Source organism: Shewanella sp., assembly GCF_013214165.1.
In the GTDB taxonomy this organism is placed as follows: Bacteria; Pseudomonadota; Gammaproteobacteria; order Enterobacterales; family Shewanellaceae; genus Shewanella.
The window spans coordinates 1-26,812 of record NZ_JABSSM010000019.1; the positions used below are offsets into that span (position 1 = coordinate 1).

The 26,812-nt window shown below is 44.9% G+C and carries 18 protein-coding genes and 1 pseudogene; 5 read left to right on the forward strand and 14 right to left on the reverse strand.

Annotated elements, in window-relative coordinates; translation table 11 throughout:
• Positions 1–12 precede the first annotated feature (12 nt).
• Positions 13–1,023: a D-alanine--D-alanine ligase gene (locus tag HRU42_RS06330; RefSeq protein ID WP_295029775.1), complete on the forward strand. Its 1,011-nt coding sequence runs from the start codon at positions 13–15 to the stop codon at positions 1,021–1,023.
• A gap of 6 nt (positions 1,024–1,029) precedes the next feature.
• On the opposite strand, the gene HRU42_RS06335 is transcribed toward HRU42_RS06330, so the two are convergent.
• A complete protein-coding gene (locus HRU42_RS06335) occupies positions 1,030–1,203 on the reverse strand; it encodes a hypothetical protein (RefSeq protein WP_295029616.1) in 174 nt (57 codons plus the stop codon).
• A 163-nt stretch (positions 1,204–1,366) separates the two neighbouring features.
• On the opposite strand from HRU42_RS06335, the gene HRU42_RS06340 reads away from it, so the two are divergent.
• A complete protein-coding gene (locus HRU42_RS06340) occupies positions 1,367–2,299 on the forward strand; it encodes a LysR family transcriptional regulator (RefSeq protein WP_295029617.1) in 933 nt (310 codons plus the stop codon).
• A gap of 193 nt (positions 2,300–2,492) precedes the next feature.
• Here the strand turns inward: HRU42_RS06340 and HRU42_RS06345 are convergent, their stop codons facing one another.
• The 10 genes and pseudogenes from HRU42_RS06345 to HRU42_RS06390 all read right to left on the reverse strand — a co-directional run bounded on the left by HRU42_RS06345 (position 2,493) and on the right by HRU42_RS06390 (position 16,609).
• The gene (locus tag HRU42_RS06345; protein WP_295029618.1) at positions 2,493–2,621 is read right to left on the reverse strand and encodes a TIGR02808 family protein; all 129 of its coding nucleotides are present in this window, start codon (positions 2,619–2,621) and stop codon (positions 2,493–2,495) included.
• 9 nt (positions 2,622–2,630) lie between these two features.
• Positions 2,631–3,221, reverse strand: coding sequence for a NapC/NirT family cytochrome c (locus HRU42_RS06350; RefSeq protein ID WP_295029619.1), 591 nt, complete (start codon positions 3,219–3,221; stop codon positions 2,631–2,633).
• A gap of 20 nt (positions 3,222–3,241) precedes the next feature.
• Positions 3,242–3,697: a nitrate reductase cytochrome c-type subunit gene (locus HRU42_RS06355; RefSeq protein ID WP_295029620.1), complete on the reverse strand. Its 456-nt coding sequence runs from the start codon at positions 3,695–3,697 to the stop codon at positions 3,242–3,244.
• A gap of 9 nt (positions 3,698–3,706) precedes the next feature.
• Positions 3,707–6,196: a nitrate reductase catalytic subunit NapA gene (gene napA, locus HRU42_RS06360; protein WP_295029622.1), complete on the reverse strand. Its 2,490-nt coding sequence runs from the start codon at positions 6,194–6,196 to the stop codon at positions 3,707–3,709.
• Positions 6,193–6,504 (reverse strand): chaperone NapD, encoded by a 312-nt coding sequence (locus tag HRU42_RS06365; protein ID WP_295029624.1) that lies wholly within the window; start codon positions 6,502–6,504, stop codon positions 6,193–6,195. The genes napA and HRU42_RS06365 overlap by 4 nt, the downstream gene beginning before the upstream one ends.
• 539 nt (positions 6,505–7,043) lie before the next feature.
• The gene (hrpA, locus tag HRU42_RS06370; protein WP_295029777.1) at positions 7,044–10,931 is read right to left on the reverse strand and encodes an ATP-dependent RNA helicase HrpA; all 3,888 of its coding nucleotides are present in this window, start codon (positions 10,929–10,931) and stop codon (positions 7,044–7,046) included.
• 699 nt (positions 10,932–11,630) lie between these two features.
• The gene (locus tag HRU42_RS06375) at positions 11,631–12,632 is read right to left on the reverse strand and encodes a transposase (RefSeq protein ID WP_295029625.1); all 1,002 of its coding nucleotides are present in this window, start codon (positions 12,630–12,632) and stop codon (positions 11,631–11,633) included.
• Positions 12,633–12,890: 258 nt separating this feature from the next.
• Positions 12,891–15,779 carry a pitrilysin family protein gene (locus HRU42_RS06380; protein WP_295029627.1) on the reverse strand — a complete coding sequence of 963 codons (2,889 nt, stop codon included), beginning with the start codon at positions 15,777–15,779 and terminating at the stop codon, positions 12,891–12,893.
• A 299-nt stretch (positions 15,780–16,078) separates the two neighbouring features.
• Positions 16,079–16,308: pseudogene (locus tag HRU42_RS06385) on the reverse strand (transposase); the annotation flags it as partial.
• A 10-nt stretch (positions 16,309–16,318) separates the two neighbouring features.
• On the reverse strand, positions 16,319–16,609 hold the full coding sequence (locus HRU42_RS06390; RefSeq protein WP_295029628.1) for a YciI family protein: 291 nt from the start codon (positions 16,607–16,609) through the stop codon (positions 16,319–16,321).
• Positions 16,610–16,697: 88 nt separating this feature from the next.
• Here HRU42_RS06390 and HRU42_RS06395 point away from each other — a divergent pair, with 88 nt between their 5' ends.
• On the forward strand, positions 16,698–17,027 hold the full coding sequence (locus HRU42_RS06395) for a helix-turn-helix domain-containing protein (RefSeq protein WP_295029629.1): 330 nt from the start codon (positions 16,698–16,700) through the stop codon (positions 17,025–17,027).
• A gap of 115 nt (positions 17,028–17,142) precedes the next feature.
• On the opposite strand, the gene HRU42_RS06400 is transcribed toward HRU42_RS06395, so the two are convergent.
• The 3 genes from HRU42_RS06400 to HRU42_RS06410 all read right to left on the reverse strand — a co-directional run bounded on the left by HRU42_RS06400 (position 17,143) and on the right by HRU42_RS06410 (position 20,711).
• The gene (locus HRU42_RS06400) at positions 17,143–17,412 is read right to left on the reverse strand and encodes an energy transducer TonB (RefSeq protein ID WP_295029630.1); all 270 of its coding nucleotides are present in this window, start codon (positions 17,410–17,412) and stop codon (positions 17,143–17,145) included.
• 1,480 nt (positions 17,413–18,892) lie between these two features.
• Entirely contained in the window at positions 18,893–19,309 is a 417-nt protein-coding gene (locus HRU42_RS06405) for a CBS domain-containing protein (protein ID WP_295029632.1), read from the reverse strand.
• Between the two features lie 382 nt (positions 19,310–19,691).
• Positions 19,692–20,711 carry an isoaspartyl peptidase/L-asparaginase family protein gene (locus HRU42_RS06410; RefSeq protein ID WP_295029780.1) on the reverse strand — a complete coding sequence of 340 codons (1,020 nt, stop codon included), beginning with the start codon at positions 20,709–20,711 and terminating at the stop codon, positions 19,692–19,694.
• A 139-nt stretch (positions 20,712–20,850) separates the two neighbouring features.
• On the opposite strand from HRU42_RS06410, the gene HRU42_RS06415 reads away from it, so the two are divergent.
• Complete coding sequence (locus tag HRU42_RS06415; protein WP_295029782.1) at positions 20,851–22,713, forward strand: autotransporter assembly complex family protein; 1,863 nt, start codon at positions 20,851–20,853, stop codon at positions 22,711–22,713.
• Positions 22,677–26,675 (forward strand): translocation/assembly module TamB domain-containing protein, encoded by a 3,999-nt coding sequence (locus tag HRU42_RS06420; RefSeq protein ID WP_295029634.1) that lies wholly within the window; start codon positions 22,677–22,679, stop codon positions 26,673–26,675. The genes HRU42_RS06415 and HRU42_RS06420 overlap by 37 nt, the downstream gene beginning before the upstream one ends.
• The last annotated feature ends 137 nt before the right edge of the window (positions 26,676–26,812 follow it).

A 26,812-nucleotide genomic window follows, 5' to 3' on the forward strand; every position in this document is an offset into this window, starting at 1 on the left:
TATGGAGAGACAATGAGCCAAACGAATCTACTGTTAATATGTGGCGGCGGTGGGGATGAACACGCAATCTCACTGATGTCAGCCAAATTTTTTGAGACATCACTGGCTAAAATAGCCCATATCAACGTATTGAAAGTTGAGCTCGACGCTCAGGGCCATTATCGCACTCAAGAAGGTGAACTCTGTGAGCTGACCAATCGCAAACAGATACGTTTCGATGATGACAACAAGGCGTCCTGGCCGGTAGATTACGTCATTCCCTGCATCCACGGTTATCCGGGAGAAACCGGTGACATTCAATCCTATTTCGAGCTGATTAACTTGCCCTATTTCGGTTGCGATTCAGAAGCGAGCCGTAATTGCTTCAACAAGGTCACCGCCAAGATGTGGTTCTCGGCGCTTGGGATCCCCAATACCCCCTATATTTTTCTCAATGACTTCAATGATGATGCCATCACTCAAGCTCAGCAGGCTCTGAGCTCTTGGGGATCGATATTCATCAAGGCCGCCTCACAAGGCTCCTCTGTGGGCTGTTATCGTGTCGACAGCCAAGAGGAATTAACTGAGTCATTGCAACAAGCTTTCAACTATTCGCCCTATGTCATCGTCGAGAAGACCATTGAAGCCAGAGAGCTGGAAGTGGCCGTATATGAAATAGATGGCAAGATTATCGCGACCAAGCCAGGTGAGATCATCTGTGCGACCAATACCTTTTACACCTTCGATGAGAAGTACGCCGAAAACAGTCAAGCAGAAACCAAGGTAGTGGCCGATATTAGTGACAGTGTGAGCCAGGAGATCCGTGAATATGCGGTCAAGGTATTCAAGGGCATGAAACTCAGTCACCTGTCCCGTATCGACTTCTTTCTCACCGAGGACAATGAAATTCTCCTCAATGAAATTAATACCTTTCCAGGACTCACCCCCATCTCCATGTTCCCCAAGATGCTACAACACCAAGGTGACGATTTCAGTGACTACCTCAGCCACAACATAATGCGCCAACTCAATAACAAGGCCTGAACCCGATTAAAACCAATCGATACCGAGTCCTGCCGGGTGAGAAACCTGGCTGGCACTCATGGTTGAGCCAATGTTTTGCCCCATGGGATTTAACATCGTATTTGCCGTCACCGTAAAACTGACAAATATCAGCAGGAGAAATAATGCTAACAGTAAATAATGTTTATTGGAATGTATCACTCGGCTTCTCCAATCATGTCAAACTCAACTCACTATAACTATGGCTGAGGCGCTATGTTTGTGCCAATCACCACCTTGTCTTTCGAATAAAATTAATTACACTAGGCCAAGCACAAGTATTTAGTTTACTCGGAAACATTTTCCTCTTAATGGCGGTAGCCAATTGAAAAATTTTGACTTTAACCTGTTAACTGTATTGGAAGTATTACTCGAAGAGCAAAGTGTCACCGCCGCGGCGACGCGTCTACACCTGAGCCAATCGGCGGTGAGTAAACAACTGTCAAAACTACGAGAAACCTTCGACGATAAGCTGTTTGAACGCACGGCTTATGGTCTGAGGCCGACGCCTAAGGCCAAGCAACTGGCACCAGAATTGAGACGTGTACTCAACCAGGTTGAACAATTGACCCGTCCCAGTGAGTTTGATCCCTCTTTGAGCCGCAGAAAGTTTCGTATCGAACTGGTTGAGACGGCTTACTCACTCACCTACCCCTATTTCATGCCTGAACTGCTCAAGCAGGCACCGAATATCAGCATAGACAGTAAAACCTGGCACAGTCAGAGCATGGATAAACTGTTGCGCTGTGAAACCGACATGGGGATAGCGTGCCGAGAATGGGATGAACGCTCGCTTTTACACATAAAAAACTTGCCCCAAGAGCTTAATTATATCGAGCTGACTCGTGATCACTCAGTGTGCCTGGTAAGAAAAGACCACCCCTTATTAAAAGAAGAGTGGAACTTAGACACGTTTCTTAAGCATCGTCACCTGCAAGTGAGCTTTGGCGGCATCGCCCAATGGCTGTTAGACGATGTGCTGCAGATACAGCATCTGAAACGAGACATCGCCATTAATCTCACCGACTTTAATTGTGCCATGCAGCTCTGTGAAAAAAGCGATCTCATTCTTTGCTCCCCGGCAAAATACGCCAATGAGATGTTGGGACATTATCAGCTAGTCACACTGCCTGTGCCCACTAAACTCGTGCCTGGGACCTATGTCTTGCTATGGCACCGGCATTTTGACTTAGACCCCAGTCATCGCTGGCTTAGAGAGATGATCATAGAGTCGGTGCAGCAAGTCTATCCTGCCTAGGGCACTAGACTCGGAACCAGAAACCAGAAACCAGAAACCAGATTATAGGCATACATGATGACCTAGCAGACCGTTCAGTGAACGCGCAGCGAATAAAAAAGCCTGACGTTAATATTAACGTCAGGCTTTTAGGTTTTATTGCATCTCTTATTGTTTAGCTCGCCCCGCTCTCTGGCGACTGGAACAAGCCCCTTTACTTATCTGATGTTTTGGACAGGATCCAAATAGAGGCAAGTGCCACGACAGAAAAACCACCTAGTATAATGACCGGCATGGCGCCGTAGCCCAGGACATGCCATATAACATTTTCTAATGTACTCATAATGGCTCCTTAATTCCAACCTTCAACTTGGTGCATATCTGGCAATCTATGGGCGATACCCTTGTGGCAATCCACACAGGTACTTTCACCACTGGCAAGCGCCGTAGAGTGCTGCCTGACACTGCGTGGGCTCTGCTCTGAGAAGTCCATAAATTCAAAGTTATGACAATTACGACACTCTAGAGAGTCGTTGCTTTTCATTCTTGCCCACTCCCTTTCGGCCAAATGAGCTCGTCGCTCTTTAAACTTCTCGGGTGTGTTAATGGTTTGAGTCACATAATAAGCAAACAGTTCTTTAGAAGCCTGAACCTTACGGATGATTTTATCCGTCCAAGCATGAGGTACGTGACAATCTGAACAGGTAGCACGAACACCGGAGCGGTTAGCGTAGTGAATCGTTTCTTGAATTTCCGCCACAATGGGGGCATGACATCCAGAGCAAAACTCTTCAGTGTTTGTCGCTTCCATACCTGTGTTAAAGGCACCCCAGAACATGAGTCCACCAGCAAAGCCCATAAATAGAACGATACCTACGGCGGCTTTACTGGGCCGCCTCAATATGTTCCAGATGCCTTTTAAGGCGTTAATAATCCATTTCATATTTTTACCTGCCTATGTTGTTATTGCAGTGATTTAACACGCTCGAAGGAGTTACCCACTAACGGTTTAGCATCTGCTTGTGTCACGTGGCACTGCAGGCAAAAATATCGTCTAGGAGACACATCAGCCAACACTTCATCGTGTCGATTAGTGAAGTGAGTCACACTGATTTTAGTGGCACCCATCTGCTTGGCTTTTTTCCAGCCATGGCATGATAAGCACTTATTAGCATTGAGTGAGACTTCATAGCTCCTGATGTGATGCGGGATCAGAGGTGGCTGAAACACATAACTGCTTTCAATATCCACCTGATCTCGCGGCACTTTCTTCATAGGATCTGCCGCTCTCGTGGTTTCTAACTCAGCACTACCGCGCAAAGACTCGACGCCACCTATACCCCGATCCTGGCTGACTGCAAAACCACTGATCAGAGTAAAAGTCATGCTCAACGTTATTAAAATTAATTTGTTCATCATAACCCCGCCTTATCCTACTTTAGTGATTTTAATAGGACACTTTTTATAGTCTGTCTGTTTAGATATCGGATCGGTTGCATCTAAAATGAGTTTATTAATCAAAATACGCGCATCGAAGAAAGGCACAAATACCAAGCCTTTTGGTGGACGGTTACGCCCTCGAGTCTCGACACGCACACGAATTTCACCACGCTTGTTACTCATTAACACTTCATCACCACGACGCACACCATGAGACTTAGCATCATCTGGGTGCATGTAGCAAAGTGCATCAGGAACGGCCTTGTACAGTTCAGGTACACGGCGTGTCATTGTTCCCGTATGCCAATGCTCAAGTACACGACCCGTACATAACCACAGGGGGAACTCTTCATCTGGAGACTCTGGTGGCGCCTCGTAAGGTGCCGAGATTATCCATGCCTTGCCATCTGGCTTGCCATAGAATTCAAATCCTTTACCCTTGCCAACATAGGGATCTGAGCCCTCTTTAAAGCGCCATTTTGTCTCTATGCCATCGACGACAGGCCAGCGTAAACCGCGCTCTTGATGGTAGCGGTCGTATGGCGCTAAATCATGGCCATGTCCACGTCCGAAGCTGGCGTACTCCTCAAATAGACCTTTTTGTACATAGTAACCTTGGTCTTTGGCATCATCATTGAGCGCTTGCGCTTCTGATAATGGAAACTTGTTCACCTGGCCGTTTTCAAATAGCACTTCACACATATTCTTACCACGTACTTCTGGCATTTTTGCTATCAGCTCTTCGGTCCACACCTCTTCAATTTTGAAGCGTTTTGCAAATTCCATGATCTGCCAAAGATCGGATTTCGATTCACCTGGCGCTTTAACTTGCTGATACCAAACCTGAGTACGACGTTCAGCATTACCGTAAGCGCCCTCTTTTTCCACCCACATGGCTGTCGGTAAGATCAAGTCAGCAGCTTGTCCCGTCGCCGTTGGGTATGGGTCAGAGCAGACTATAAAGTTTTTCGGATTACGATAACCAGGTAAGCGCTCTCCATTGATGTTGGGACCGGCCTGCATGTTGTTACTACACATTGTCCAGTAAGCATTAAGCACACCGTCATTTAATTTACGGTCTTGCTCCACGGCGTGGAAACCCGGCTTGGGTGGAATAGTGCCTTGTGGAATCTTCCACAGCTTCTCAGCACGCTTTCGATGCTCTGGGTTTGCTACTTCCATATCTGCGGGTAAACGATGAGAGAAGGTACCCACCTCACGTGCTGTACCACAGGCTGATGGTTGGCCTGTTAATGAAAATGGGCCATTACCCGGTAGTGATATCTTGCCGACTAAGAGATGAATGTTATACACCAGAGAGTTCATCCACACACCACGGGTATGTTGGTTCATCCCCATGGTCCAAAGTGACATCACCTTTATCTTAGGATCGGCGAACTGCTTAGCGAGTATCAGCAGTTTATCTTCACTTAGGCCGGTCATTTCAGCTGTTTTTTCAAGCGTATAAGGTGCTACTGATTTTTTATACTGTTCAAAATCAATTGAATGAATTTTACCTACATTGGGGTTAGCTGCCTTTTTTTGCAGGGGATGCTCGTCCCTTAACCCATAACCAATATCGGTAGTGGCTTGCTTGAAATGGGTATGCTTGTTAACAAAATCCCAATTCACTGCATCGTTTTCAATGATGTAATTAGCAATATAGTTGGCTATTGCTAGATCTGTTTGCGGCTTAAAGATATAACCTTTATCAGCAAGTTCAAATGAACGATGGTAATAGGTGGATAATACGTGCACTTTCACATGGGGATGACTCAAGCGTCTGTCAGTGATGCGAGACCATAACACTGGATGCATCTCGGCCATGTTCGAGCCCCACAGAACGAAGCTATCGGCATGTTCAAAATCATCATAACAACCCATTGGCTCATCGATACCGAAGCTACGCATGAAGCCACCAACGGCTGAAGCCATACAGTGACGCGCATTGGGATCTAAGTTGTTTGAGCGGAAACCCGCTTTCATCATCTTAGACGCGGCGTAACCTTCCATTACGGTCCACTGGCCAGAACCGAACATACCCACACTGGTTGGCCCCTTCTCTTTTAACGCCGCTTTCCACTTCTCAGCCATGATATCGAAGGCTCGATCCCAACTTACCGGCGCAAAGTCACCATTTTTATCAAATTTGCCATTAGTTTGACGTAAAAGCGGCTGCGTTAGCCTATCTGAACCGTACATGATTTTAGAGAGGAAATAGCCTTTAATGCAGTTAAGCCCTTTGTTTACTGGAGCTTCTGGGTCACCTTGAGTCGCAACCACCCGACCCTCTTGAGTCCCGACAAGTACCGAGCAACCTGTACCACAGAAACGACAAGGCGCTTTATCCCAATGAATTTTTGACTCTTCAGTCGATGCAATTAAATTCGTTGCAGTGGCTGGAAGAGTGATCCCTGCAAGTGCCGCAGCAGATGCCGCTGCATTGGCTTTAATAAAATCACGTCTAGACATTTTCATACTTGTTCCTCGCTAACACTATCGCTATTATCAGGGGCTAGGTTATTGGTATCGGTATCGGTTCCAATATCAATTTGGTGATAAACCATAGAGGCACCGAGCACGCCTGGCATATTAATTATTTTTTCAATAACATCGGTAATAAAGCCTTCTGCTTCAGTCTCTAGGACTACAACGATTTTTCCGACTTCACTCACACCATAAATTTCGGCTTCATCAAATGCTGCAATTCTTTTTTTAGTTTCATCTAAATGCTCAGGGCTAACCTGAACAAGTAGGCTTGAGATATGCGCCTCAGGTAACGACATGTGGGCGTTCCTTATCTATCTGGGGAAAAATACTGACATGGCGCTGCTTGGCCAACCAGATTGCAAAGCCTAATTTTTTCTTTTCTTTGGCTGTGGAACTCATAAGCACTCCAACTTAGGGTTATGACCCTAAGCAAGGTGAGTCAATAAAAATGACTCCAGGTTTGGTGGTAATTAACGTTATGTTTTATCAAGTTCCTTCTTGCTGTGGATCATAATCCTAATGTGTAACTAAACTGTATACCCACAATTTGGTAAAGACTAACTAGCTTGATCTGGATCATCGTTTTTAACAAAATAAATGATGAATCCACTAAATTAACTGCCTTGGCAGATTGGCAAGCACCTAAATCATCAGCTATGACTATTCAGCATAGTCTAAACAAGGAGTTGACAGCGTATAAATATCAATCTGGGAGGTTAACAATATGAGGTAGGTATAACTTAAGTGGTAGGTGAGAGACACAAAAAAAGCACCGACCATGAGGTCAGTGCTTGTAATGATTAATCAGGTGTATGCTACCGATTAATTTGGCAAGTTAGTTTTGCTTGATTTGATTCAAGATACGTTTCTCTGAGATAGGATAAGCCGTCCCCAAGATCTGAGCAAAACAGGAGACACGGTACTCCTCTATCATCCACCTAGCCTCGAGCAAGGACTCAGGCGTGGCCGCCGATCTGGGCACTTTAGCTAACTGACCCTCCAGCTCCTGCTGCACATTGGCAATGCTGTGCATATGCAAGCGGTCACGATTGGGATCCACAGGCAACTTGTCTAAGCGATTATCGACGGCTTTAAGATATCTCACCATGTCGGGTAAACGCTGCCAACCACAAGCCTCGACAAAACCTTTGAACACGAGTTTATCCAACTGAGTCTTGATATCACTCATGGCGAAGGCAATATCCAGGCTTATCTTGCCCTTCAATCGCTTCTTCACCTTTTGATAAAGCGTCAGTATCTCTTCGACTCTGAGGGCAATCTTAGCCGCCGTTGGATTGAGTTCTTGCCTCACCCAATCTTTAGCCTGTTCAAAATCGGACTCACAGCGAACATCAAGCCCCTTCTCATCGAGTAGCTGCTGCACAGACGCCGATAAGATATCATCCAGCAAGATCTGTACTTGACCGAAGGGGTTAAAATACATGGCCAGCTTAGCCTTATTTGGTAGGGTCTGCTGCAGATGCTTCACCGGTGAAGGAATGTTAATTAACAACAAGCGCTGCAGACCTAGTTGATGGGAGCGAATGGCCTCATTTTCATCATCAAATAATTTGATAGAAACACTGGATTTATCGTCCACCAATGCGGGGAACGCCTTGACCTCAAAGTTGCCTTTCTTCTGTTTAAACGCCTGTGGCAGGTCGCCGAAGGACCACTGGGTCAAATCAGTTTTTTCGATACCAGAATCGGCTACCTTGCGGATTGCTTGAGTCACCTGGCCTTGAAGGCTGGCTTTGAGCTGCTCAATATCTCGAGCTTGAGCCACTAACTTGCCATTATCATCCTCTACCTTGAAATTCATCAACAGATGCTTAGGGAGTTGGCTAAGATCGAAGTCATCGATGCTCACACGAACGCCACTCATGCGCAGCAACTGCTTACACATGGCATCGATGAAACTCATTTCGAAGGGCTTCATCGCCTGCATACAGGCATTAGCATAATCGGGCGCCGGGACGAAATTACGCCTGAGACTCTTAGGCAGAGCGCGGATCAGGGCGATACACTTTTCCTCTCTCAGGCCCGGAACCTGCCAATCGAAATCCACATCTTCTATCTGATTGAGCAGTGCCACAGGAATGTGCACCGCCACGCCATCATCCTCGGCCGCAGGCTCGAAATGATAGCTCAAGCAGAGTTTAAGATTTGCTTGATGCCAAAAGTCTGGGAAATCCAGCGCCGAGATGTGATCATCTCCTCGCTGCATCAATTGCTCACGCTCGAAATCTAATAGATCTGGAGTTTTATTACGCTCAGCCTTCCACCAGCTAAAGAACTTAGGCGCGTTATAGATCCCCTCAGGAATTCTGGGCTCATAGAAATCCACCAACACCTGCTCATCCACCAAGATGTCGCGGCGGCGAGATTTATGTTCTAAGTTCTCGACCTCTTTAAGCAAGTTACGGTTCTTGATAAAGAAGGCTTCGTTGGTTCTCAGCTCACCATCGGCTAAGGCGCTGCGAATAAAAATCTCACGGGCCTCCAGTGGATTGACTGGGCCGTATTGGGTCTTGCGGCGGTTAACTATGGTCAGTCCATAGAGGATCTGATTTTCAAGGGCCACCACACTGCCCTGCTTCGCCTCAAAATGTGGCTCAAGATAGTTTTTCTTCACCAGGTGTTCGGCCAAAGGCTCGATCCACTCGGGTTGAATTTTGGCGCAGCAGCGGGCAAACAGGCGTGAGGTCTCGGTGAGCTCAGCGGCCATGATCCACTTAGGCCCCTTGCGCGCCAGGGGCGATCCTGGAAACACGAAGAATTTACGGTTACGGGCGCCTAAATATTCATTATCTTTGTCTTTAAAGCCAACATGACTCAACAGACCCGTGAGCAGAGACTTGTGCAATAGTTCATAATCTGCAGGCTCGCTGTTGAGACGCCACTTCAAATCATGCACGGCTTGTCTCATCTGGGCATAGAGATCTTGCCACTCACGCACCCTCATGTAGGCAAGAAATTCTTTCTTACACTGCTTTCTAAACTGGCTGCTGGATAGAGATTTTTGTTGCTGCTTGAGGTGATCCCACAGATTAACGAAGGAGACAAAATCTGAATCCTTATCGCTGTGCTTCTTGTGCACCTCATCGGCCGCCTGCTTCTTATCCATGGGACGTTCCCTTGGATCTTGAATCGACAATGCAGAGGTGATCACCAAGGCTTCATGAAGACAGCCATTTGTGTTCGCCGCGATAACCATACGGGCCAGACGCGGATCCACGGGAATATGTGCAAGTTGCTTGCCCAGTGTCGTCAAGGCTAAGCGCCCTTGAGACTTTTTCACCGCTTCTAATTCTTCCAGTAGCAGGAATCCATCACGGATATAGCGAGGGTCTGGCGGCTGCAAGAAAGGAAATGCTTCTATGTCGCCAAGACCTACTGAGAGCATCTTGAGAATAACCGAGGCCAGATTAGTCCTTAAGATCTCAGGATCGGTAAACTCGGGTCTGTTATTGAAATCATCCTCACTAAATAAACGGATACAAATGCCCGCAGCGACACGACCACAACGTCCCTGACGCTGATTAGCGCTGGCTTGTGAGATGGACTCGATGGGCAGACGTTGCACCTTAGTGCGATAACTATAACGACTGATCCTAGCAGTACCGGGATCGATGACGTAACGAATGCCGGGAACCGTCAATGAGGTCTCGGCTACGTTAGTCGCCAGCACTATTCTGCGGCCAATATGACTCTTAAATACCTTAGACTGCTCGCCGTATGACAGGCGCGCATAGAGGGGCAAGATCTCGGTATCTCGGTACTGACGGCGATTGAGTTGATCCGCCACATCACGGATCTCACGCTCACCGTTCATGAAGATCAAAATATCACCGGGCCCTTCGGCAACCAGTTCATCGACAGCTTCGAATATGCCTTCGGTGAGGTCCAGATCTTCTCCCGCATCACGCAGCAAGGGACGATAGCGAGTCTCAACCTCATAGGTACGCCCCGAGACTTGAATAATGGGGGCATCGTTGAAATGTTTGGAAAATTTATCCAGATCTATGGTCGCCGAGGTGATGATCACCTTCAAATCCGGGCGCTTCTTTAATACATTCTTGAGATAACCTAAGATGAAATCGATATTCAGGCTTCGCTCATGGGCCTCATCTATTATGATGGTGTCGTACTGGTCGAGAAACTTATCATGGGTCAGCTCAGCCAGCAAGATACCGTCGGTCATCAACTTGATATAAGAATCTTGATTGATGGCATCGGCAAAGCGAACTTTAAAACCGACCACCTCACCGAGTGGACTATTGAGTTCATCGGCGATACGACTGGCAACACTCCGCGCCGCGAGTCGCCTAGGTTGAGTATGGGCTATGAGACCACGGCAACCTAAACCTAACTCCAGACATATTTTTGGCAGCTGAGTCGTCTTACCCGAGCCGGTTTCACCCGCTATGATGACCACTTGATTGCCGGCAATCGCCCTGGCAATCTCATCTCGCTTCTGAGAAATAGGCAGGCTTTCGGGATAGGTGATCTCGGGACGATCTCGGCGACGCCGCTCAACCTTTTCGAATGCAGCAACGGCCTGAGCTTCGAGCTGGTCCAGATTAGCCCGCTTCTTATCCGAATCAGCCTCGTTATTGAGCCTGAAGAGACGACGCCTGATCTTCGAGGCATCGGCCTGATAGCAGAGTTTTAGATAATTGTTTGATAGCGGATGTGGTTGCGAACTCAAGTCAGATCCCATTACTCGGAGCAAAAAAGCGATCCTAGCAAGTAACGATTCTTATTGGTACGGAAACTTAACCAAACGTCTAATAAACCAGCAAGACTCAGGTTTAAATGCAGGTAAAATAATGAAATGAAAATTTGCGGCTATTTTAGGTGTCACTGTCGGTCAGATTCTCCCTGGGATAGTCCCGATAAATGCCATATTATCCCAGTCTCTCGCTCAAAGAGCCTCACAGTGTGAAACTTCGCCCTGAAACCTAAGCCCACAGCCGCATCTACAGCGGATTATTCATCTCTGTGATTAAAGTATCAATGTGTCAGTGTGATCACAATTTAAGCTTACTGGCAGGAGCGTCTTCAGCCGCGAAGACCTTGCTAACGTCGTTTAATCACGATTAATCACGATTAATCACGCCACCCACAAAACCGATTAATCACGCCGTTTAATCAGGCCGTTTAATCAGGCCGTTTAATCAGGCCACCCACAATAAATCCGCCGTTTAATCAGGCCACCCACAATAAATCAACAACATAACGCTGCAATAACGAGCTTTCAGTTCAACGTACAGAAAGCTCAGTGATTACCGATATAACTGCAACTTCTGTCCATTACCATCGTCGAACTGGGAATTTCTAGCTAAAATATCGATTTTCAGGCAAGGCTGGTGAACTCAAGCTGTTTAAGTAGAAATAATTGTAAAGGAGGGAAAATCAGCTAATGACTATCTTGAAAAGCACCGCAGCCATCTTCCAGGTACTTGCAGCACTTAGCAAAATGACGACGTCTTTTCTGTAGATGGTCGCAGTAATTTGTAAGCTCTTGGGTTGTCCCAACAGGGCCATGAAATATTTTACCAAAGTCAGAGGTCATCTTTATCCAGTTACCTGGTGATATATTCAACCTGTTGAGTATCTTAGACGAACTGGTAGAAATACTCCCACGCTTGTCATCACGGATTATCCTGCCGGTTTCATCAACAAGTTCAAGATAATCTTTCAGAACAAAATTGATTCCTTTAGATTGATTGAGTCGCTCATCCCCAATAAAGGGCAATAGCTTTGCCGGCTGTTGGTCTTTTAAAGCTGCTTTTACTCTCATTTTAAGGCTAGTGTAGTCTGAGGTTTCTGGTGTTTTAGCCATCTTTGCGCGTATGGGATTGAGTTCTACATATGCCATACAAGCCAGCACTGCCACTTCATCGAGTAACGCTTGGCTTTTGAACCGCCCTTCCCAGAAATGCCCAGTGCAGTTATCCTCTTTATTCGCCCTCCTCGCGATTGGCTCATTGAGACAGCGCATAAACCAACTGATGTCACTTAATCGGCTTCTGTATTGAGCAATTGAATGTCTTAGCTGAGATAGGTTTTGCTCTGCAACTAATTCACCTTTAGCAAACCTTTGGGTTAAGTCCGTTCCTTTAAACAGTTGGTGCCAATGCTCTACCACCTCTCTATCTGTCCAGCTATTTACTTGAAAAATGTCAATTTTAAGTACCACATGCAGATGATTCGACATCACTGCATATGCTACTACATCTATTGAAAATATCCCACCCAGCTTAAGTAACTGATTTTCTACCCAGTTTCGTCTGTGATTATAGTTTTTCCCTGTGAACTTATCCTCTCCAAAGAGGAAGGCTCTTCTAGTTACCCGGCTACAGCAATGGTACCAAGATGTGTCTTCGATACTGACTTGAGTTCTTCTTGGGCGTGGCATCGCTAACTCCTACTTTAAACCCATATCTAAAGCTTAGTAGGTGGTTAAACATCACGCCATTAACTATGGCTGTCTCTATTTTTCTGTCACGCCATTAACTATGGCTGTCTCTATTTTTTTTGTCTCTATTTTTCTTACTATTTTTCTTAAAAATGTATTTGTTAATAATAAAAACACCACGTCAAGCGTGGTGTTTAATAAAGTATCTGAAGGTCAGTGGGTTCAACCCTAACTATGGTTAGGGCTTATTTGAACTCCTTATTTAAAAACCTTGTCAACGGCAATAACTTCAACATTCTTCGCCGGTAGCGTTAACTTGTAGCTTTCGATAATTTTATCGGTGGCTAAAAGCTCTGCGGGCTTGTCACTGTTATAGGTTAACGGTGATGCTTGTTCAGACAATAAGCGTTGCTTCATATCTTCACCATCGGCTGATATGAAAACATAATGAATATCATCAGTTTGTAAGTTTTCCTTAATAACACGGTTGACATCGGCTAACGTTAGTTTGGCAAACTGATCACGTACATATTTTACAAACTCTTCTGTTTGATAAAACTCACTATCAAGTGCGTAGCCTAACTGCTGGTCTTGGCTAGCAACTAATTGCGGCGCATAGTTAGTTAAATAATTACGTGTCGACTGAAAGTCTTTTTCGCTCATGCCATTTTCAATCAGTTTATCCAACTCATATAAAGCGGCACGTGTAGCAAAATGCGCATCATTATTTGAACGTAAAGGACGTAACCAAACTTGGAAAATCTGACTTGAACGGCCTAAGTTTGCGTCAGGCTTAGTTTGGTACATACCACGCGGGAAGTATTCAATATAAGAATAATCGCCATAGTTCATACCACGCGCTTGACGTATTTGTTGATACAAGTAGCTGTTAGAACTACGATGTTCACCAAAATATGAACGAACTAACCAAAGTGCTGCCCAATCTTTGTCATTGCGAATAATATCGATTGGGAAACCAAAAGAAACAGCGGTAGATTGTGCATTCTTTTCAATAATTGTCGCATGACGGCCTTTTAAAGTCGGCGCTTTGGCAATCGTTAAGCGCTTTTCATCACCAACAGGCAACGCCGTTAAGTCGGTCATTAATTGTGCTTTTAACGCACTCGGCATAGCGCCAGTGATACCCAAGTGTAATTTAGCTTGCGTAAGTTGAGTGCTGTAAAAATCCTTAACATCTTCAATGGTGATCGCTGCTAAGTCAGATAAATCACCACTATTGAAGTTTTCATAAGCATGGCCCTTATAAAGCTCACTATAAAGCACCTCTTTACCTAACTCCTCATCATTAGAAGATTTAAGCCCTGATTTAATGTCATCAATTAACTCTTTCTTCAGACGCTTAAAATCGTCTTCACGCCAACCCGGGTTCAATAATTGATCACTGATAAGTTGATACCACTGCGTCGCATTGTCTCTGTGAACACGACCGGTAAATGACATCATTTCTTTATCAAGCTGAGACGAAAACTGTCCCGCTAAAGGATATAAACCTTGCTGAATGTCTTTATAACTACGCGTTTGTGAACCACCTTGGGTTAACATGCGCGCGGTCATTGCCGCCACGCCCTTTTTCCCTGCAGGATCTGCTGCGGCACCGGTATAAAACAGGAAATTAACATCAATCAACGGCGAATCATTAGTCTTGTCTAATACCGAAAACAGCGGAGCGCTAGGATGAGCCTTTTTCATCTCGATTTTTGCCACAGCAGCGTTTAAGTCAACTTCTTGTGTAAAACCAGCAATTTGATCTAATGCTGATAACGTGACTGTTGTACGGTTTTCATCAATAAAATATTGATTGGCGATATCTTTGATATCTTCAGCTGAAATACTGTCAAAGCTGTTATATAGGTGGTTAATTGTTTCTGGATCACGATCAAAGTGCATATAACCGGCTAGTGTTGCCGCTATAGACTCTGAAGAGTCTAAGCTATTGACAAAACTATATTTTAAATTAGATTTTAAGTTATCAAGTTTTTCTGCAGAAACAAGCTCGGTACGTGCTTGTGCATAGGTACTATTCACCGCATCACGGACAATCGCTAAATCATTTTCTTCATTCACTTTGATAAATACGTGACGTAAGCCCGCATCTTTAGTTTCAGGATTGTAGTTAAACATTTGGCTCGCCAACTGCTTATCTACCACTAGCTCTTGATACAATGCTGAGTTTTCTGAAAAATATAATTCAGAAATTAAATCTAAAGCAGCGCGATCTTTTTCCTTCAGTTGCCAATCAGAGCCTTTATAAGAAACTAATAACCAATGACCTGGTAAACCATCAAACTTTTCATGAACATACTTCGCGGCTTCTTGCTTTGGCTCTTGCGCGATTTCATTAACAAAATCACCTTTTTTCCAACTGCCCCAATGCTTTTCTACCAGCGCCATTGTTGCTTGTGGATCCACATCACCAACAATCACTAAAGAAACATATTCTGGCTTATAAAACTGTTCGAAGAATTTTTTACCATAAGCAATTTGCTCAGGCATTGCCTCTACATCTTCAAAGAAGCCCATTGTGGTATGTTTATAGGTATGAGTATCAAATGCTTCTTTTCGCACAGCCGCTAATAGCTTCCGAATTGGGCTAGCATTGTTTTTTAAGTATTCGCCTTTTACCGTTAACGCTTCAGTTTTGAACTGTGCATCGGTATATTTTAGGTTTTTAAAATGATCCGCTTGAATCTCTAATACTTTATCTAAATGAGTTTTAGAAAAATCTAAGTGATAATTGGTGTAATCATTGGTCGTGTAAGCACCATTGTCAACACCGGCATTTTTAAATAATTCTGAATAAACATCTTGTGGATATTTATCAGAGCCTTTAAACATCATATGTTCAAAAAAATGCGCAAAGCCGGTTCTACCTGCTTCATCTTCATCACGAGAGCCAACTGACACAGGAATTTGTACTGAAACAAGATCTGGATAGTCTGTTTTCACCACTAATACTCGTAAACCATTAGCTAACTCTTTAAATAAATACTTTTGGCTAAAGACTTTATTGGCACTATTTTCGGCTGACTGCTGTGACGCGCCATTGCTAGAGTCAGCAGTGGTTGCCGTGCAGGCGGATAACGTTAAACTTGCAGCGATCACCGCCGCTAAGTATTTCATTTTCATCTTATATCCCTATATAATTATCACTGTATCTTATGCAACTCTGCGAAGTTTTTCATTAGTTTTTCTTAGATTCCAAGGATAACCGAACACTTTGTGTATAAAAATGATAGTCAGTTACTTATAAGCTTCTGATCCTCACACAATCCGCCAAGGTAACCTAATGGTAAACCAGTATAAACAACTGCCACTCAAAGAAAGCGTCCGAATTGAAGTATTATGTAAACTCTGTTTTCAGCGAGAGCAATGGCAGGAGAACAGTAACCAAGACATCCGTTATATTCTAAGGAAGATAGCCTGTGCCATCGATGACAGTTGGCGGCTCCTTGCCGGCGCTTGCGGTCAAGATGCTCAAATACGCTATCAATTTTTGGATGTTGCCCATAGGCCCTTTGAAAATCTTGGTAAACTCTGTGGTCAGTTATATCCCGTTTTCTTGCGGGATATTAAGTCTATTTAAGATATTAGCCGACTCTCGACTCATAGAGCCTCGCTTGTCACCTATGACGATGCGCCCTGTATCATCAACAAGGGGGTCTGCGTTATTTCGTTAAGACATTTTCATAATCTTGGGAAGCCATTACAGGAATAAATTCGGTAATTGAATAGGTTACAGCTCCACTTTTAACGAATGGGTCTGAGTTTAAAACTTGCTTAAGCTCATGTTCACTCGCATGCTGTGAAATAAGTATCCCCCCAGTTCGAGGTACCTTTCTTCCACCAAACATCAACTTGTTTGATTTATATTCTTGTTCAAGATAACTCTTATGCTTATCAGTTAGTTCCGGTGTGATTTTTGCCATGTCTGTAAAACTCATATCTACTAGGTACATATTATTCTCGCTTTTTAAATAGATTAATATAATATCGCTACTTATTTCGTAGCGACTATACCGCTACTTTTTTAGAAGCGCAACATTTATGACAACACCATTACCTAGACAATTAGTAAGAGGATCGAGTTCGGGTGTAGCTATCATGGCTGTTTTTGATCTGCTAGGTCGAAAGTGGAATATGAGAATCATGTGGGAACTTAACTCCTCTTCTTTAAGTTTTAGAGGATTACAAGAACGATGTGACGGTATGTCTCCTTCGGTTTTAAACACTAGGATTAAGCAATTGACTGCGGCTGAATTGGTTTTTACGACATCAGAGGGCTATAAACTAACAGAGTTAGGATTATCCTTAATGAATACACTGAATCCTTTGAGGGAATGGGCTGCGGAATGGGAAGATAAAGTTGCAAAGTAGCCTAACGCCCATTTAATAGTGAGCCAAGTGCTGGCGGGCGATTTGCTGTGCAAATGGCATGACAGCCTTGGTGAGTCTGAATTCAGCAGTTTGTTAGCTTTACTTACTAACTGGATCAAAAATCAAGTTGAACTTTTAACCCTAACTGCTTTACTGGCTTTCCATCAGCTATCTTTGGGTTGTATTTCCATTTAGATAAAGCTCTTACCGCCGCGTCATCAAAAATACCTTCTGGCTGAGACTTAATTACTTGTATATTTTCAGTCTTTCCTTTGCTATCTACATCATATTGAAGTTGGACATAACCCGACTTCGCAGAGCTATGCGTATTTCCACAACCAAAAACGAATATACAGGTAAATAAAACTAAGATTAGATTCTTCACGATATCCCTTTTGTAAAGCTAACAGCTTATTGATTAGCAGTAGGATAACGTTCCTGTCTGCTTATTAATTTTTTGCCAGTTTATCACCGCTAAGTCGCTGTTGTAAATCGATTATTTATATAACCCACAGATGGTATACCGTAAATAATCAGCTAAAAAAGATGTGTGGATGTTTACGAGGTCTGCATAACGCTTTTACAACATTGTAACCTATTGATAAGATTTGATTAATATTTTCACATTCGTGTCATCGATGCGTCAACTCAGCGATTTATGCATCTTTTTTATAGCAATTATCTCAACCCCAGTTATACCCTTGTATAAACACAGTAAACTAATGGGGTGACGACTATGGAGAAGTTAACATTTCTGGAGGCTATACGGAGCGAGATCAGGGTACGTCATTACAGCTATCAAACAGATAAGTCCTACCTCTATTGGAATTCCCATATGCAAATAATTTATCGAGCCACCCTGCATAAAATGTGAACGCGGCTGTGACCTTCGACAGCAGGGAACTGGCATTTAAACATGGACGTTGTTTGAAATCGCAGAGGCTATAGGGACCCTTCCGTCAATAGAGAGGGCGCCGCGTCACAGAAGTGTTTACATATTAGGGTCGTTCATTCACATCCATGTGAGCACGACATTGGTGCATCCTGCACGGCACCGCCGCAGGCTATAAATTACCATGAAGCAGAAATTATAAACACACTCGCCAATACCCACTCAGCCAGAAGCTAAATCTGAAAATGTAACCAAGCTTCATTCGAAGAATCACCAAAGGGCTGGATTCCCGCCCACAAGCATTGCGGGAAAGACCAGTATTGAATTGCAGAAAGACGAATGTTGAATTGCGGGAAAGACCAGTATTGAATTGCAGTAAAGACGAATGTTGAATAGCAGAAAGGCGAATATTAAATTCCGAGAAAAACGAGCCCTAGACAAGCTATCGACAATTAGCAAAGTTAAATCGAAGAAACCAACTGCATACTCTTTGCTTGTAAGAACAGGTGTAGATGCGGCTGCGAGCTTCCAAAAAAGGGACTTTTTGGCAGAGCTTCCATGGACGGACTTGCAGCGTCTCGTAGAAGTATCTGCATGAAAGGTCATTCACATCTGACCCATAGGGCCTGTGATACTCCAGATATCACTCAGGCATTCCCCACGTCCTTGTGGGTCAGATTGGAAATGTCTTGAGATGTAGGGAACATCTCTGACCATGTGATCACGACATTGGTGAATCTGACCTATAGGGAGATAGGAAATGTCTAATGTATGTCTGGAACATACAAGACCCTGCACGGCACCACGGCAAGTGATAGATAACCATGAAGGGTCGACCTTCAAAGCACTAGCTAATACCCACTCAGCCAGAAGCTAAACCAGAAAATGTAATCTAGCTTCATTCGAAGAATCACCAAAGGTGCTAGATTCACCCATTAAGGTCAATGCATTAATGACATCTATTAATCAAAACTTATACCGGTGCCAGATAGCACTGCTGCATATAGATGTTGATCGCGTTAAGCACATTGGTTCGGTTGATGGTGCCGACAACCTTGCCATTATCGACCACGGGATAAACCTTAGGCTTAGGGCCTAACATCTGCTCAGCCAACTGCAAGACGCTGGTATCCGGCGTTACCGACAATACTTCGGAGCGCATGCAATCTGCTACCTTAGCCACGAGATCACAGTGATAACTGCTCTTGAGCATGACTGACATACAATCTTGTTGAGACAGAAAGCCAATCAATGCCCCAGAATCATCGACAACGGGAGCCCCCGGCTTATTCCTCGACAGTAAGGCATCGACGGCATTGGACAGAGGCATATCCGCAGTTAACAGCACAGGTTGACGATCCATATATTCGCTTACTTTAATTGAATCCATATTCACTCCCTAGTCGTTTGATGACTCAATGATTTTGATCTTTCTTATCTAACAGTATTTGTATTGAAAATGCCTAGTATTAAAACGACACATTCATTGAATACTGTATGACTCCAATATACATAAGTTATTAAAAAACAGAACAGTAAACAATCGATTTCGCTAATCTAAATCTTCAATGACTCTTTTAGATAAGTCTTTTCAATAAGATGTTCAAAAAGAAATGTCATCTAAGGTCTAATCGAGTGTCGGCTACGACGACGAAGGTTTTGCGCCTAATACGCTCCTCGGATGCTCGCTTATATAGACAGACAAAAATGACCGCCTGCTCTGGCAATTCACCAAAACAGCCGTCATAAGCTTAAATCCACTTCTTAAGCCATTACTTATCGCGCCAGATCATCACTTGGGCCTGTTCACCACTCTTGCGGGTCGCACGGTACATGCCGTCGGTATTGAATGGGGTAGCGATATTGCCACGATGGTCTATGGCGATAACTCCCCCCATACCGCCTGCGGTAATGAGCCTTTGGTTGATGACTTCATCCGCAGCCTGAATAATAGATTTCTGCTGATATTTCACCTTAGCGCAAATATCTCCCGCCACTTGATAGCGAATAAAGAATTCACCATGGCCCGTCGCCGATACGGCACAGACACCATTTTCTGCGTAGGTTCCTGCGCCTATGATTGGCGCGTCACCGATCCGACCATAACGCTTATTGGTCATCCCCCCCGTTGACGTGCCGGCGCTGATATTGCCTTGCTTATCGAGGGCGACAGCCCCTACGGTACCTACCTTATATTCAGTATCGAGATCGCTGTGAGCAACAAGATAATCTTTGTCTTCGAGCTTAGCTTGCTCCATCTTAGCCTTAGCGCGCTGCAGTGCTTGGTATCTGTGTTGAGTGTCGAAGCTTTCGTTGGCAACCAGTGACACACCTTGAGTCAAGGCAAACTCCTCGGCCCCTTCACCATAGAGCATCACATGAACAGATTTATCCATGACCAGACGCGCCAAATCTATCGGGTTTTTGATATGTTTAACCCCAGCGACGGCGCCAGCATTCATGGTTTGACCATCCATGATGGAGGCATCCATCTCATGTTGTTCATTATGAGTGTAGACAGCACCTATACCCGCATTAAAAAATGGCGAGTTCTCCAACACATTAATGGCTGTCGTGACCGCATCCAGACTCGAGCCCCCTTTGGCCAACACGGCATAACCGGCATCGACCGCTTGGGCTAACTTGTCGCGGTACGCCTGCTCTTTCTCTGGAGTGAAGTTGCTTGGTTTAATCGTCCCGGCTCCGCCATGAATGGCGATAGCAAATGGCTTGTCTTCAGCCCAGGCTGCTGAACTCGACACGCTTGATATAGCCAGCAAAATGGCGAGTATTTTGTTTTTATTTTTCACTTTTAGGGCCTTTATTTTCTATTTGCACTCTTTGTAACCATTTTTAGTGCTAATTACAATCATAAGCTTGCTAGCAATCAATTATATAGTGACAATATACCCAGCCTTCTTTACTCACTGAATAGAGCCCGATTTTTTGCAATTATCCTCGTTACACTTATGGCCATTGAGCATCATTTTATTGAGCTGTCTGCTCAGCACATTTCCTGTCATGGCGAATACTTTCCTACTGTTAAAAATCACCGGTGCGAATGCCTCCCTAAGCCGCAACATTGAAGCCCATTTAGGGACGTTACCCAGCTCAGAAGTCCAGCGACGGGCTTTCATCTTTAATGCCGAAGATAATGTGATCGCAGCATTGAATTCCCTGGGTTATTACCATGGAGAGATAGCACAAGATGTGCAAACCAGTCCTGATTCACCTTGGGTCTTATCATTAGAGGTGACCCCGGGAGAGCCCACGCGCATCGAATGGATTGACTTACATTTTGACGGTGAGATCCTCGAAGACGTGTTTATCCTGCAATGGCTCGACAAGCTTGCCATCAAACCTGGCGATATACTCAATCACGGCAAGTACCAGTTGATGAAATCTCAATTAATCACCCTCGCACTCGCCAGAGGTTATTTCGATGGTAATTATGTTCAGTCTTCCATCGAAGTTAACCGTGATATAAACACAGCCAAGATCACCCTGCACTATGATTCAGGACCCAGATACCATATGGGAGAGGTGAGTTTTGCAGGTCATAACTTACAAGATGGATTGCTAGACACCTTAATCCCATTTGAAAAAAATGCGCCCTATAGCACTGGGGGGTTATCTAGATTGAACCGGGAGCTATTAGACACCAGTTACTTCTCTAATATCAAAGTATTGCCTCAGCTCGATAGAGCAACAGGGCTAGATGTTCCCATCAAGGTTGAGTTAAGCCCCAAGCCGAGTCACTCGATCGAGTTAGGTTTAGGTGTCGATATAGGCAATACCACAGACAGCGCCGTCGAGCCCAGAGTCAGTATAAACTGGCGCACACCACAGATAAACAGCTACGGCCATTCCCAAGAAACCAGTTTAGAATGGTCCCCGGATAGACCCAAATATCTGACCACTTACACTATCCCATTGACCCATCCTCTGGATGATCAGCTAAAAATCCGTTTCGGTATGCTCAGGGATAAATACGGTGTGACACAGATCTACGATGCCGATGATAACAAGTTCACCAATACCGGTGAACTCGAGGCGAGTAAAGGCTTAGTCGCCGTGATACGCCAGCAAAGGCTCGCTAATAACTGGATATTAAGTTATTCGGTTGAAGCGATGAAAGAATACTACACCCAGTCTGATATTGATTACTCCCCTGATTTTTTTCTGTTTGGCACCAGCATCTCCAAAACCACACGTGGCGACAACACGTTAGACCCCAAGTCTGGATTTTTTCAGTATTACAGTATCGAGTATGCTAACCCTAATTTAGGCTCAGCGATTCAGCTCACCCGTATACAGACTAAATATAAATGGATTGACACGTTTTTCGATAAACATAGAGTTGTGGCTCGGTTAGATCTAGGCGTTAACTTAGCCGATGATGCCGATTTAGCGCTTATTCCACCGTCATTGCGCTACTTTGCCGGGGGGGATCAGAGTATCAGGGGCTACAGCTATCAAGCCTTGGGACCCTACATTGACTACACCAATATTGATGGCGATAAAGCCAGAGACGTTGTCGGTGGACGTTACCTGATGGTGGGAAGTCTCGAGTATCAGTATTACGTGACGCCAACCTGGCGTGTTGGCACCTTTATCGACGCGGGTAATGCATTCGATATCAACCAAATAGAACCCATAGTCTCTGTTGGCGGCGGATTACATTGGATATCGCCTATCGGCCCCATCAAGCTGGATCTCGGTGTTGGCCTCAAAGAGACTGATACGGTAGACAGACCATGGCGTATCCATTTGACTATGGGGGCAGAGCTATGACCCAAGAGTCGACTGAAATGCCCATCGATGAGCCAGTGCAGCCAAACAAAACAACCCGGGAAAAGCCACATAAAAAAACAGGTTATCAATACACGCTTTGGCGAAGTTTCAAGCTTGTTTCGCGTGCCTTGATCTACATCCCACTGGGTTTTTTGATCACATTTGCACTCTTAATAGGCACCCATATTGGTAGCCGGTTAACGGTATTCTTGGCCGATACACTAGTGCCGGATCTGCAGATAACCTATGTCGGCGGTGCGATCAATAACAGGCTGGAGGTCACCGGTGTCCATTGGCGGATGCCGGGAGTCGCAGTAGAGCTCGATGACTTAACCTTAGATTGGCAACCCTTGTGTCTGCTGCGCAAACAGCTTTGTGTTGGTGAACTGTTGGCGTCGAGAGTCATTGTCGAAATAGATACTGATCCATCCTCAAAACAACAAACATCGATAATAGAGAGAGACACAGCCGATTTAAGCCAAGTAAACCTAACGACCGCAGCCCTTGTTGATGCTAAAAATCCGGTTAAGGATGATATAAAAGAGCCAAAGGAGCGCGATGTAATTGATGCAGAAATCACCCTGCCTTTCGGCATCGACCTGACTAAGGCTGATCTGGCTAATGTCAGGGTCAGGGTCAATGAAATGCATTTCAATGTATCGCGACTACAAACAAGAGCCCAATGGCAGTCAACAGGTATCAGAGTGAATTATTTAACCTCTGAAGATCTGCTGGTCGACATTCCATTATCGCGGGATTCAGATAAACATTCACAAATAGATACTGATATAGATATAGACCAAGATCACACTTGGGCCATGGCAGACTTACCCCAGGTCTTTATGCCAATTCCTGTCTTTGCCGAGCGTGTTTCCCTCACCAACAGTCATCTAAGACTTGGGCACAGAGATGACCTCTTCTCCCAGATAGACTTTGAAGCCAGTTATCACAGTTTCCTTATCCATATCGAGAAACTTAAGCTAGAGCACACCTATGGTAAGGTCGAACTCGAGGGCGAGATATCCCTACACGACGATTACCCGCTGGATTTTATTGCCCTCATAGATGCCCGGCAAGTCGATGTGATACCGGGATTAGGACAGCAGCATGTCACTTTAGCATTATCCGGAGGCTTCAATAGACTCAAGATAGAATCGAGCGGCAATGGCCATATCGACTATTCACTGACTGGCGATATTGCACTGGCCGATCCTAAACTGGCCTATCATCTTTCTCTCACATCTAGACAACTGGGTTGGCCCTTAGACACAAATACCTATTCAGCCCAGTCTGTCGACCTTGAGAGTGAGGGCGATCTTGACCTGCAAAACCTGACGTTCTCAGGCCGTGTTAACACCCCTTACCATCCCATTTTAGCTATCGACACCGAGTTTACCCATAGCAATTCCAAGGTCGAAGTCAAACGTCTTAAGGCAAGAGGCAAGCTGGGTGACATCGACATTTCCGGCCATGCCAGTTACACAGACGGCATCAGCTGGGATGTGGCTATCGATGTCATAGATTTTGATATGGAGCAGCTGGCATTAGCCCTTGATAATCCTTTACCGGAGAGCTTCATCAGTGGCAGATTTAACACCCAAGGTAAACTTGATACAACACAGTGGCGGGTCGCTATATCTCAATCTGATTTAACCGGTGAAATTCAAGGATACCCTTTTCATCTCATTGGCGATCTCAGTTTGGATAATCAACTTCATCTCAGTGCCGACAGCTTAAGACTGAGCGCCTTACAATCCATCTTGACACTTTCGGGCACAGCCGACGACGACTGGTCCGTCAATGCACGCCTAGATGTTCCCGACCTTAACCTCTGGCACCCGGATTCATCTGGCAGTATCAAGGCTAAGATGAATGTGTCGGGAAAGAGTGACCACCCTGAAATCAGCGTCTCGGCTAACGCGCAGGACCTGCAATTTGAACGTTTCAAGCTAAAACAAGCTAAGATTAATGGCTTCTATCGTCCGCTGGATAATCAAGAGTTTGCCCTAACACTCGGTACCGGAGAGTTCAGATATAACACTCAAACATTAGACTCCATCACACTGAGTATTACAGGAGACAAGCAAGATCAAAAGCTGAAGCTAGAGACATCGGGAGAGCATAGACTCGATACGCACATAGACTCGAAACTCAACACCAAAACCGAAAAAATAGTCGCCGAGGTCAGAAGATTAAGCCTGAGTTCACTCTTAGGTGACTGGGCTCTGCAAGCGCCATTTAAGATATCTTGGGACAACCTGAGCCAGACAGGCTTACTCAGCACCTTTTGTTGGCTCAACATCGATGGCAAGCTGTGTCTGGATGATCAAGCCGAGTTGGGCGAGAATGGTGATGCCAGAATCACCTTCCAAGGAGACATAGGCGCCATATTAGCGCCGCTATTACCCGACAACTTAATATGGCAAGCGCCGGCAAAATTATCTTCACATTTGATATGGGCCAAAGATAGTAAGCCTCAAGGAGCATTGAGCCTCAATTTCGAACCCGGTCATGTCAGCCTTAAGAATGACCAGCATGATGTGGACATAGGTTATAAGACACTGTCACTGCACGCCTCACTAGATGAGAAGAGATTATCAAGCCAGTTACAATTCGATTCACATGATATCGCTAGCTGGGAAGGACGACTAGACATAGCCGTGACCCCAGACCGGACGCTATCGGGTTATACAAGATTACATAAGATAAACTTGAATGCATTGGCTGAATTTTTGCCGCAACTCGAAGTGATACAGGGTTATATATCCAGTGAGTTGACGATAACGGGCACATTAGATCACCCCGATGTTTCTGGGCAACTACTACTTGAAAATGGTCAATTCCTGACCACAGCGAACCCAACACTATTGGAAGAGATTGAGCTTGCTGTGTCCCTATCGGGTCAAGGTGCTCTACTCGATGGTACCTGGAAAATGGGACAAGGCCAGGCACAGGTATTAGGCAACATAGACTGGAGCACAGGAGCGCTCAATGGCAATATCCAAATTAACGGTGATAACCTAGTTATCATTCAACCTCCTCTGGCCATCATCAATGTATCACCCGCGCTTGATATTACTTTCGCTAAAGACAGTTTTAATATAGAAGGCGTCATCGAAGTGCCATCAGGCCATATCAAGATAGTGCAGTTACCCGAAGGAGGGGTAGAGGTATCTCAAGATGTGATTTTTAACGACAGTCTCTCCACCGGGCAGAGCAATCAAATTCCCCTGACTCTTACATCTAACATAAAAATCAAGCTCGCAGACAACCTGAAAATTGATGGCATGGGCCTCACAGGTAAGCTGACAGGCGTCTTAGAGCTAAAACAAGCAGCCTTCAAACCAGCATTACTCTACGGCGATATACGCGTTGTAGATGGTAAATATAAGTTCATGGGGCAAACCTTAGATATTAAGGCCGGCGAAGTCCAATTTATTGGCCCAATGGAAGTGCCCAATCTTAATATCGAGGCGGTAAGAGAGATCAAAGATGAAGATGTCTTGGCCGGAGTAAGAATAACCGGCACGCCGCTCAAACCCATCGTCACCTTGTTTTCTAGCCCAACCAAGGAACAAGCCGAAATACTCTCATACATCATCAAGGGCACTGGGTTTCACAATAATGATAATGAACAGAACAGTGGTTTGATGTTGGGTGCGGCGCTAACCTTGAGTAATCAGATCGGGGGGGGGGCTGTGAATAACATCGGCGATTCGGCAACCGGATTAATTGAAAAACTTGGATTTTCAAATGTTCAACTCGATGCAAATGATGACGGCCGTGTGGCTATCAGCGGTTTCATCGGCGAAGACTTGATGGTCAAATATGGTTATGGGGTCTTTAATCCTGGTTATGAGATGACGGTACGGTATTACCTGTTGTCACAGCTCTATTTAGAGTCCGTATCGGGCACCATAGAGCAATCATTAGACATCTATTATAACTTCGATATCGATTAGGTTTATTGATACTAAAAATGACGTCCTATGTATGACCTAGACTCAAACTCGCTCCTTGATGAGTCAATGCTCCTGGAGCATATGCTTAAACGAAAAATCCCACTCAAAGAGTGGGATATACACCAGCAGACATCATA

Coding starts and splice junctions, on each gene's coding strand:
- hrpA (WP_295029777.1), bottom strand. CDS start 10,931: ATGGGATCTGACTTGAGTTCGCAACCACATCCGCTATCAAACAATTAT.
- HRU42_RS06390 (WP_295029628.1), bottom strand. CDS start 16,609: ATGTACCTAGTAGATATGAGTTTTACAGACATGGCAAAAATCACACCG.
- HRU42_RS06330 (WP_295029775.1), top strand. CDS start 13: ATGAGCCAAACGAATCTACTGTTAATATGTGGCGGCGGTGGGGATGAA.
- HRU42_RS06355 (WP_295029620.1), bottom strand. CDS start 3,697: ATGATGAACAAATTAATTTTAATAACGTTGAGCATGACTTTTACTCTG.
- HRU42_RS06380 (WP_295029627.1), bottom strand. CDS start 15,779: ATGAAAATGAAATACTTAGCGGCGGTGATCGCTGCAAGTTTAACGTTA.
- HRU42_RS06365 (WP_295029624.1), bottom strand. CDS start 6,504: ATGTCGTTACCTGAGGCGCATATCTCAAGCCTACTTGTTCAGGTTAGC.
- HRU42_RS06395 (WP_295029629.1), top strand. CDS start 16,698: ATGACAACACCATTACCTAGACAATTAGTAAGAGGATCGAGTTCGGGT.
- napA (WP_295029622.1), bottom strand. CDS start 6,196: ATGAAAATGTCTAGACGTGATTTTATTAAAGCCAATGCAGCGGCATCT.
- HRU42_RS06350 (WP_295029619.1), bottom strand. CDS start 3,221: ATGAAATGGATTATTAACGCCTTAAAAGGCATCTGGAACATATTGAGG.
- HRU42_RS06375 (WP_295029625.1), bottom strand. CDS start 12,632: ATGCCACGCCCAAGAAGAACTCAAGTCAGTATCGAAGACACATCTTGG.
- HRU42_RS06405 (WP_295029632.1), bottom strand. CDS start 19,309: ATGGATTCAATTAAAGTAAGCGAATATATGGATCGTCAACCTGTGCTG.
- HRU42_RS06345 (WP_295029618.1), bottom strand. CDS start 2,621: ATGAGTACATTAGAAAATGTTATATGGCATGTCCTGGGCTACGGCGCC.
- HRU42_RS06420 (WP_295029634.1), top strand. CDS start 22,677: ATGGCGTATCCATTTGACTATGGGGGCAGAGCTATGACCCAAGAGTCG.